Consider the following 8638-nt stretch of genomic DNA (forward strand, 5'->3'; position numbering starts at 1 on the left):
GGTATCGGCAGCGGCAAGAGCGCAGCCGCCGAGCATTTCATTTCCCTCGGCGTCCACCTGGTGGACGCCGACCATGCCGCCCGCTGGGTGGTGGAGCCGGGGCGTCCGGCCCTGGCGAAGATCGTCGAACGCTTCGGCGACGGCATCCTCCTGCCCGATGGCCAACTCGACCGCGCCGCCTTGCGCGAGCGGATCTTCCAGGCGCCGGAGGAACGGCGCTGGCTGGAGCAATTGCTGCACCCGCTGATCGGCGCGGAGATCGTCCAGTACCTGGCCAGGGCCGAATCGCCCTACGCCATCCTGGTCTCGCCGCTGCTGGTGGAGTCCGGCCAGCGCCAGATGACCCAGCGCGTGCTGGTGGTGGATACCCCGGAACATCTGCAACTACAGCGCACCATGCTTCGCGACAAGGTCTCCGAGGAGCAGGTGCGCTCGATCCTCCAGGCCCAGGCCCGGCGCGACGAGCGCTTGAAGCACGCCGACGACGTGCTGGTCAACGACGGCGACCTGTCCCACCTGCAGCGTGAAGTCGAACGACTGCACGCCTTCTACCTGACCTTGCGAGGAGGCCGAGCATGAGCCAGCCCCTGACCGTGGAGTGCCCGACCTGCGGCGCGCCCGTCGAATGGAAAAGCGACAACAAGTACCGCCCCTTCTGCTCCGACCGCTGCAAGCTGATCGATCTCGGCGCCTGGGCCGCCGAGGAACATGCGATCCCCGGCGACACCCTGGAAGACGACATCTTCTCCGCCGACCTGCCGCCTCGCGAGCATTGAACGCAACGGGCCAGCCAATCCGGCAGGTCCGTTCCTTCAGGGACGCATGAAAGCGTAGTCGCGCTGGTCGTCGAGATTCTCCGCAAGAAATTGCAGTTCGCTGGCCAGGTCGCCAGCATCGCGCTCCGCCCGGTTCAGTTCGACGATTGCGCTGAGCAGCGCGCGCAGGCGCATTGCCCGGTCCGCCTCGTCGCTCTTCGACAGCAACTCTCGCAGGCCCTCTCGGGCCCATTCATGGACACCCATGTTCCGCTCCTCACCTGGGAAAACGGCAGGATCGCGGCCAGCTTCGTCCGAAACACTGACGCAAGTCAGCCGCCGCCCGCCATGAACCTGGCGAATGACTGGTCATCAGGGCTTGCGCTCTTCGTCCTTCCAGGGCGCCTGCAGGTAGCGCGTGCGATTGAAGGTTTCCAGCCACTCCGGGTAGTAGACCACCAGGCCGGTGATCACCGTGCCGTTGATGAAGGCCTCGGGGAACATGATCAGCCACAGGTAACCAGCGAAGTCCTCCAGCCAGGGCGGCATCGGGAAAAGGCCGTCGATCCAGACCACGCCAAGGCCGAGCAGCAGGACCACCACCGCGGTGAGGGCCGCCGGGAAGAAACCGCAGCAGAAGATGTAGACGAACAGATTGCGCGGCTGGCGCTTTTCCACGAACAACGCCGCCAGCTCCGCGATCAGCGCGGGGATCGCCACCAGCAGCACGCCGTTGACGCCGATCGCCAGCCAATCCTGGCGACCGAGCAGGCACAAGCCCAGCTGCGCCACCAGCCCCACCACGATCGCCAGCGGCCAGTCGAGCAGCAAGGTGACGGCGGTCATGCCGATGAAATGGAAGGACAGTCCCGACTCGAAGTCCCGGCGCACCAGCCAGAGCAGGAACAGCCCGAGCATGGTACCGAACACCAGGTGCTGGCGGCGGGTATCACTGACCAGCTCGACCCAAGGCGCGCGCCAGGCGGCGAGCAGCAGCAGCGGCGCATAGATGGCCCAGCCCAGTTCCAGGCTTTCCGCCGACAGCAATTCGGCAGCGATCACGGCTGCAGTTGTTCCAGGGCGATGCGCAGGGCCACCGGCGAATCCAACTGGCGGGTTTCCAACACGCGGCGCTGCTCCAGCCTGACCCAGAGCACCTTGCCCTCGTCCGAGGCATAGCGAGAAGCGATGGCCGCGTCGCGATCGAGCAGCACCGGATAACTGTAGTCACGCATGGCCGGCACCGCGAAAAGCCGGGAAATCAGCGCCGGCATGCGGCTGATGTCCGCCAGGAACAGCGCGTGGCGCGCCTCCAGATAGCCCTTTGGGCGTTCCGCCAGCGCCGCCTTGACCAGCTTCGAGCCGTCCATGTCCCGCGCCACCAGCAGGACCCGGGTGGAGTCGTCCAGCGAGTGCGCCTTTTCGAACTGGTCCTGCAACGTCCAGGGCTCCAGGGTGGAGCCCTTCTCCACGGCCAGCGCCAGGCCGGGCAGCAGCATGCCCAGCAGAACCCAATGCAATCGTTTCACGCGTGTCCCTCCTGAGTGGAAAATACCTGGATGTCCTTGCGCCGCTCCCAGTCCGACTGGGCTCGCCAGAATGCCTGGGCCTCCTCGGCGGCATCCAGGACGAAGACATGGGATTTGCCGATCCCCTCCCTCGCCAGACGCGCCAACACCTCGTCGAGCATCCGCCGCGCGAGCCCCAGCCCTCGATAACCGGGATCGACCACCAGGTGCTGGAGGTAACCACGGCGACCGTCATGCCCGGCCATCAGGCAGGCGATCACCTCCCCTTCGGTTTCGACCAGCAGGCTCAGCCCGGGGTTGCGTTGAAGGTAGGCGAGGAAGAAGGGATAGGCGTCCTCCGCACGGAGGCGGATACCTGGCGTTCGCGACCACAGCGCGAAGAGTGCCGGGTGATCGGCGGCGATGACGCTGCGAAGTTGCATCGGAACGGCTCCGGCCCAAGGGGAACGGCAGTGTACACCGAGCCTCGCCGCTGGCGCGCTCCGGGACGGATTGTCGCAGCCGGAGCGCCTGTGGGCTGGAAAGCGGGCCCACCGGCAGACTAAGCTGAGCCCATGAACGAAGCGGATTATCTGCGCCTGCTCACCCGTCAGGCCGAACAAGCCAACGACTTCCTCTCCAACGCACGTAAATGGGACCGCGAGCGCTGGGTCTGCCAGCGCTTCCTCGAGGCCCTCAACGTGCCCTATCGCCAGGAGGATTTCGCCGCCCCCGGGGAACAGCCGCCGGACGTCCTGTTCAAGGGTGCCGGCTTCGAGGTGTTCTTCGTCCTCGATGAAGGTCGCCGGCTGAACGAGGAGTGGCGCGAGGAACTGACCCGTCGCCGCCAGGCCGTCAGCCTGCGCCAACTGATCCGCCGCGAAGAGCGGCCACAACGGATCGCCGCCGCCGAGCTGCAGGCACGGCTGGCGCCAACCCTGCGCAAGAAGGCGCACAACTATAGCGAGCGCGGCATCGACCACGGCGAACTGGACCTGCTGGCCTTCGTCAACCTGAAGCGCGCGGTGCCCGATTTCAATACGCCCTTCCCGCCGCCCACCGAATACCTGCGCCAAGGCTGGCGCTCGCTGTCGATGGTCGGTCCGACCTTTGCCCGGGTGCTCTTCGCTCACTCCGGCGCCCCCGAATTCCTGCGCGCCAACCTCGGCCGCAGCATCCTGTTCGACGCCGGGGTAGGCCTGTGAGCGAAGGGCGGGTGAAGTGGATCGGCGTGCGCTCCGGCAGCCGCGCGCCGATCCAGGAACTGGAGGCGGTGGAAGCACGGCGCGGCCTGGGACTGACGGGCGACCACCCGCACCCGCCGCGCCAGGTCACCCTGGTGCAGTGGGAACACATCGAGGCCCTCGGTACCCTGCTGGGCAGGCCGCTGTTGCCCAACGAGATGCGCCGCAACATCGCCGTCGCCGGCATCAACCTGCTCAGCCTGAAGGACCGTCGCTTCCGCCTCGGCGGCGCGCTGCTGGAAACCACTGGCTGGTACCAACCCTGCGGACGCCTGGAAAAGCACATCGACCACCGCACGCTGAAAAGCGTGCGCGAACAGGGCGGCATCACCGCGCGGGTGATCGGCAGCGGAGTGATCCGCCTCGACGATCCGCTGGTGATCGAGCACCCTGTCTGTCTAGAATGACCGACATCGAAAACGGAGGCCTGCCATGTCCAGCCGACTGAGCCCCGAAGACCAGCAGAAGGTCGAGCAGTACCTCGCCTCGCCGCTGCACCAGGTCGAGCGTGCGCCGTTCCGCCCGTGGTTCCTGATGTTCGTCCTGCTCGCCGTGGTCATCGGCCTGGGCCTGCTCAGCCGCCTCCTCAGCTACCTGGCCTGAGTCGTCCGGTCGAGCCACGCTCCCGACGACCGCCTCACGGAATTCCCACTATGAGATATCCACATGTCCCATCGCATCGTGATCGTCGGCGGCGGCGCCGGCGGGCTGGAGCTCGCCACCCGTCTCGGCCGCACCCTGGGTAAACGCGGCAAGGCCCAGGTCACCCTGGTCGACGCCAACCTCACCCACATCTGGAAACCCCTGCTGCACGAAGTCGCCGCCGGCTCGCTCAACTCCTCCGAGGACGAGCTGAACTATGTCGCCCAGGCGAAGTGGAACCACTTCGAATTCCAGCTCGGCCGCATGCAGGGCCTGGATCGCGCCGGCAAGCGGGTCCGCCTGGCCGCACTGGTGGACGAGAATGGCGTTGAACTGGTTCCCGAGCGCGACATCGCCTACGACACCCTGGTGATCGCCGTCGGCAGCACCACCAACGACTTCGGCACCGAGGGCGCTGCGGAACACTGCATTTTCCTCGATACCCGCGCCCAGGCCGAACGCTTCCACCGCCAGCTGCTCGGCCAGTACCTGCGTGCGCATACCGGGCACGACGCGAACAACAACGCAGTGAGTATCGCCATCATCGGCGCCGGCGCCACCGGCGTCGAACTGGCTGCGGAACTGCACCACGCCGCGCAGATGCTGGCCGCCTACGGGCTCGACCGGATCCGCCCGGAAGACCTGCACATCAGCCTGGTCGAAGCCGGCCCACGGGTGCTGCCGGCGCTGCCCGAGCGTATCAGCCAGCCGGTACACCAGACCCTGAGCAAGCTCGGCGTACGGGTGATGACCGGCTCCGCGGTGAGCAAGGTAGATGCGGACGGCCTCTGGACCGGCGACGGCGAGTTCGTCCCGGCGACGCTCAAGGTCTGGGCGGCGGGCATCCGTGCTCCGGCCTTCCTCAAGGAACTCGACGGCCTGGAAAGCAACCGTATCAACCAACTGGTGGTCCGCCCGACCCTGCAGACCACCCGCGACGACGACATCTTCGCCTTCGGCGACTGCGCCGCCTGTCCCCAGCCGGCGCAACCGGGAGAGCAACCGCGCAACGTGCCGCCACGCGCCCAGGCCGCGCACCAGCAGGCCTCGCTGCTGGTGAAATCGCTGCGTGCCCGTCTCGAAGGCAAGCCGCTGGGCGAATATCACTACCGCGACTACGGTTCGCTGATCTCGCTGTCGCGCTTCAGCGCGGTCGGCAACCTGATGGGCAATCTGATGGGCAGCGTCATGCTCGAAGGCTGGCTGGCGCGGATGTTCTACGTATCGCTATACCGCATGCACCAGATGGCGTTGTACGGTCCGCTGCGCACCGCGATGCTGATGCTTAGCGGCCGCCTGCGCAGCACCGAGCCACGCCTCAAGCTGCACTGAGCCATTACGCCCCGTTTGCCGTCGGCGCGGGGCGTTCCTTCAACAGCGAAGCTGGCGCAACTGCGCCAGCCGACTGGCGGTACGCTGCATGTCCGCAGGCAGGTCGCTGCCCTCGACCAAGTCCGGCAGCGCCTTTTCGGCACTCAGGAAAAAACGCCGGTCATTGTCGTAAAGGACGTCGACGAGATTGATGAAGCGCTGCTGGGCGGCGACCGAACAGCGCGCCATCGGCGGTACGCCCTCCAGCACCCAGGTAGAGAAGCGTTCGCCGAGGGCAAGGTAGTCCATCACCGCGGTTGGCGCCTCGCAAAGGTCGGCGAAGGCGAACCACACCAGGTCGCCGCACACCGCGCGCGCCTGCAACGTCCTCGCGCCGCTTTGCAGGGTCACGCGTTGCGAGGGCTCGGGCGCGGACAAGCCCAGCTCGTCCAGGCAAGCGCATGAGGCTGGCCAGCAATACCCGCCGCTGGCATAACCGGAAGCGATCTCCTGCCGCGGCGAAACCGTCCGGTAGTCCCGGGCGCCGGCTACTTCCAACACTTCCATGCGCGTCTCGATCAACCGGATCGCCGGCAGGAAGCGTTCGTGGTAGAGCGGATTGGGCAGCAGTTGCCGCGGCGCGTAGTTGGAGGTACAGACCAGGGTGATCTTCCTGCGGAACAGCTCCCTGAACAGGCGTGTTATCAGCATCGCGTCGCCGATGTCGTGGACATGGAATTCGTCGAAGCAAAGCAGCCGGCAATCTCCTAGCAGTTCGTCGAGCGCACCGCCCAGGGCATCGGGCCGCCCCTGGCGGCGGAACATGCCGTCATGAAGCTGGCGAAAGAACGCATGGAAATGCGTCCGGCGCAGGCCCTGCAAATCGGCGCTGCGAAAGAAGCCATCCATCAGCCAGCTCTTGCCGCGCCCGACCGGCCCCCACAGGTAGAGGCTGCGCGGCGCTTGCCGGAATAGCGCCGGACCTCGACGCAAGCGCTCCGCCAATCGATCGAGATGAAGAATGGCATTGCCCTGGGCCGCGTCCAGCACATAGCCGCGCCGTTGCGCCTCTTGGTGGAAATAGCGGGCTACGGGCGTTGTGGGCTTGGTGCCGGTCATGGGTGAACGCCGCGAAAAAGAACCGAAAGACACACGCCGTTGATGCTCAGCCTGAGAGGGACCGTAAACCGAGACGGAATTCTAGCGCTGCGTCCTGCCTATGCTCCAGCCGCCAGACCGAACGGCGGGCGATAGTCGGACAGGCGCTTTGATCATGACCGCCACGGTCGCGATACGGAATCGCGCTCAGCCGCTACTTCCGCCCCACTGTTTCCGCCGCTTCCGCAGCCGAGCCCGTTATCACCGGAGTTTTTTCCTACAGCAGTCCTCCCAGTCCCCTACGAAAACCAAGAAGTTCTACCGGCCAACGCCAGAAAACTACGATTGTCGCCGTTTCAGCCTCGCCCCAGGCTATCGCCCACTCGATTCTCCGCCTTGAAACCGATCGTTCTGCACATGCCTGCGGATATCGGCTTCTTTTCCCTGCAAGAACCGCGCTCCGGGCCGATTGACCATGCATCCAGCTTTTCCGCGTAACCAGGCTAGCCTTTCTTTCCCGCCGCCCTCCCCAAAGCCTTCCGGCAATTCCACTTCGATCGTTCCATCCCTCAGGGCCGGACCGTTGCTCCGTACGGGCCTCATGGGAATGGCCATGCTGTCGTCCTGCCTTGCCAGTGCCGCCCCGGATGCGGGGCAGGCGCTGCGTGACGTGGAAAGCCGACGCCTGAACCTGCCCGCGCCGGTGGAACTGGACGCCGAGCGCCCCAGCCCCGAGGACGGCGTATCACGGGCTGCCGAAGAGGGCGGCCCGACGGTGCTGGTCAAGCGCTTCCAACTCAGCGGCAACAGGCAGTTCGACGATCGACGCCTGCTGGCGCTCCTGCACGACCTGCCGGGCCAGGAACTCAATCTGAGCCAATTGCACGCCGCCGCCGCCCGCATCGGCGATTTCTATCGGGAAAAGGGATATGTGCTGGCGCGCGCCTTCCTCCCGGCACAGGAAATCCAGGATGGAACGGTACGCATCGAAGTGCTCGAGGGACGCTACGGCAGGATCGAACTGCACAACACGTCCCGAACGCTGGACCGCGTTCTACTCCGCCCCTTGAGCGCACTCGAACGAGATACCGCGGTCCAGGGCTCCGAGCTGGAGCGTGCGCTTCTGCTCCTGAGCGACATTCCCGGCCTCCAGGCCAAAGGCACCCTGCTGCCGGGCCAGGCGCAGGGAACCACGGACTTGCGCGTCGAGGCCCGCCCCGGCCCGCTGGTCGGCGGCAGGCTGGAGGCAGACAACCATGGCGGCCGCTACATGGGGGAATATCGCCTGGGAACCACCCTCGACTTCAACAGCCCGCTGCGACTGGGCGACCAGGCGAGACTGAGCCTGCTGGGCAGCGATCGGCACCAACGCTACTACCGTGCAGCCTATCAACTGCCCCTTGGTTCCCGAGGCACGCGCATCGGACTGGCCCACGCCGAGACGACCTATCGACTGGTACGCGACTTCTCGCGCCTGGACGCCCATGGCCGGGCCATTACCGACAGTCTGTTCGTCAGCCAGCCCCTGCTGCGTAGCCGCAGCTTAAGCCTGTCCACCCAGTTGCAATATGAAAACAAGCGACTTCGCGATGACCAGGAGCGTACCGGGAGGCATAGCCGCAAGGAGATCCGCCTGTGGACCGCCAGCATCAGCGGAAACGCCCAGGACCGCTTGTTCGGCGGTGGACAGAGCGGCTTCTCGCTGGCCTATGCCCACGGCCAGCTCGCCATCGACTCCGCCGAAGAGCGGCTGCTGGACCGCTACACCATCGGTACCGCCGGCAGCTTCGACAAGATCATGCTCAACGCCGTACGCCTGCAGCACCTGGGCGACCGCCTGCAGTTGTTCGCCCAACTCAACGCCCAGTGGAGCGGCGGCAACCTCGACAGCGCGGAACAGTTCGACATGGGCGGCCCCTACGGCGTTCGGGCGTTCCCCCTGGGCAGCTACAAGGGCTACGGCGACGAAGGCTGGCAAGCCAGTGCGGAGCTGCGCTACAGCCTGGCTCCGGGCTGGCAGCTGAGTTCGTTCGTCGACCAGGGCGCGGTGAAATTCCTCAAGCACCCCAATACCACGGAA

General features: G+C 66.1%; 12 protein-coding genes. 7 read left to right on the forward strand and 5 right to left on the reverse strand.

Annotation, left to right across the window (positions count from 1 at the left end; all coding sequences use genetic code 11):
- Positions 1 to 579: dephospho-CoA kinase (coaE, locus tag FFS27_RS23415; RefSeq protein WP_137952235.1), on the forward strand; the 579-nt coding region annotated here is incomplete at its 5' end.
- On the forward strand, positions 576 to 776 hold the full coding sequence (gene yacG, locus FFS27_RS23420; protein ID WP_003094656.1) for a DNA gyrase inhibitor YacG: 201 nt from the start codon (positions 576 to 578) through the stop codon (positions 774 to 776). The genes coaE and yacG, both read left to right, overlap by 4 nt.
- A gap of 36 nt (positions 777 to 812) precedes the next feature.
- On the opposite strand, the gene FFS27_RS23425 is transcribed toward yacG, so the two are convergent.
- From FFS27_RS23425 to FFS27_RS23440, 4 genes are all read right to left on the reverse strand, one after another.
- Positions 813 to 1022 (reverse strand): hypothetical protein, encoded by a 210-nt coding sequence (locus FFS27_RS23425; protein ID WP_003094660.1) that lies wholly within the window; start codon positions 1020 to 1022, stop codon positions 813 to 815.
- A gap of 105 nt (positions 1023 to 1127) precedes the next feature.
- The gene (locus tag FFS27_RS23430) at positions 1128 to 1817 is read right to left on the reverse strand and encodes an energy-coupling factor ABC transporter permease (protein ID WP_003094662.1); all 690 of its coding nucleotides are present in this window, start codon (positions 1815 to 1817) and stop codon (positions 1128 to 1130) included.
- Complete coding sequence (locus tag FFS27_RS23435; protein ID WP_003094664.1) at positions 1814 to 2284, reverse strand: hypothetical protein; 471 nt, start codon at positions 2282 to 2284, stop codon at positions 1814 to 1816. Before FFS27_RS23435 ends, FFS27_RS23430 begins: the two co-directional genes overlap by 4 nt.
- On the reverse strand, positions 2281 to 2706 hold the full coding sequence (locus FFS27_RS23440) for a GNAT family N-acetyltransferase (protein WP_021264128.1): 426 nt from the start codon (positions 2704 to 2706) through the stop codon (positions 2281 to 2283). Before FFS27_RS23440 ends, FFS27_RS23435 begins: the two co-directional genes overlap by 4 nt.
- Positions 2707 to 2838: 132 nt before the next feature.
- Here FFS27_RS23440 and FFS27_RS23445 point away from each other — a divergent pair, with 132 nt between their 5' ends.
- The 4 genes from FFS27_RS23445 to FFS27_RS23460 all read left to right on the forward strand — a co-directional run bounded on the left by FFS27_RS23445 (position 2839) and on the right by FFS27_RS23460 (position 5481).
- The gene (locus tag FFS27_RS23445; protein WP_003094668.1) at positions 2839 to 3468 is read left to right on the forward strand and encodes a DUF1780 domain-containing protein; all 630 of its coding nucleotides are present in this window, start codon (positions 2839 to 2841) and stop codon (positions 3466 to 3468) included.
- On the forward strand, positions 3465 to 3914 hold the full coding sequence (locus FFS27_RS23450) for an MOSC domain-containing protein (RefSeq protein WP_021264127.1): 450 nt from the start codon (positions 3465 to 3467) through the stop codon (positions 3912 to 3914). The genes FFS27_RS23445 and FFS27_RS23450 overlap by 4 nt, the downstream gene beginning before the upstream one ends.
- Before the next feature lie 25 nt (positions 3915 to 3939).
- Positions 3940 to 4110 carry a DUF3094 family protein gene (locus FFS27_RS23455; RefSeq protein ID WP_003094672.1) on the forward strand — a complete coding sequence of 57 codons (171 nt, stop codon included), beginning with the start codon at positions 3940 to 3942 and terminating at the stop codon, positions 4108 to 4110.
- A gap of 63 nt (positions 4111 to 4173) precedes the next feature.
- Complete coding sequence (locus FFS27_RS23460) at positions 4174 to 5481, forward strand: NAD(P)/FAD-dependent oxidoreductase (RefSeq protein WP_003112837.1); 1308 nt, start codon at positions 4174 to 4176, stop codon at positions 5479 to 5481.
- A gap of 39 nt (positions 5482 to 5520) precedes the next feature.
- Here FFS27_RS23460 and zapE read toward each other — a convergent pair whose 3' ends face one another.
- Positions 5521 to 6612 (reverse strand): cell division protein ZapE, encoded by a 1092-nt coding sequence (zapE, locus tag FFS27_RS23465; protein WP_044727214.1) that lies wholly within the window; start codon positions 6610 to 6612, stop codon positions 5521 to 5523.
- A 547-nt stretch (positions 6613 to 7159) separates the two neighbouring features.
- On the opposite strand from zapE, the gene FFS27_RS23470 reads away from it, so the two are divergent.
- A partial coding sequence (locus FFS27_RS23470) for a ShlB/FhaC/HecB family hemolysin secretion/activation protein (RefSeq protein WP_137952236.1) occupies positions 7160 to 8638 on the forward strand: 1479 nt, incomplete at its 3' end.

Source organism: Pseudomonas sp. 2VD (genome assembly GCF_005503585.1).
GTDB lineage: Bacteria > Pseudomonadota > Gammaproteobacteria > Pseudomonadales > Pseudomonadaceae > Pseudomonas > Pseudomonas aeruginosa.

Bases quoted from the DNA above. Each gene is read 5' to 3' on its own strand.
- yacG (WP_003094656.1), top strand. From the start codon at position 576: ATGAGCCAGCCCCTGACCGTGGAGTGCCCGACCTGCGGCGCGCCCGTC.
- FFS27_RS23425 (WP_003094660.1), bottom strand. From the start codon at position 1,022: ATGGGTGTCCATGAATGGGCCCGAGAGGGCCTGCGAGAGTTGCTGTCG.
- FFS27_RS23440 (WP_021264128.1), bottom strand. From the start codon at position 2,706: ATGCAACTTCGCAGCGTCATCGCCGCCGATCACCCGGCACTCTTCGCG.
- FFS27_RS23445 (WP_003094668.1), top strand. From the start codon at position 2,839: ATGAACGAAGCGGATTATCTGCGCCTGCTCACCCGTCAGGCCGAACAA.
- FFS27_RS23455 (WP_003094672.1), top strand. From the start codon at position 3,940: ATGTCCAGCCGACTGAGCCCCGAAGACCAGCAGAAGGTCGAGCAGTAC.
- FFS27_RS23460 (WP_003112837.1), top strand. From the start codon at position 4,174: ATGTCCCATCGCATCGTGATCGTCGGCGGCGGCGCCGGCGGGCTGGAG.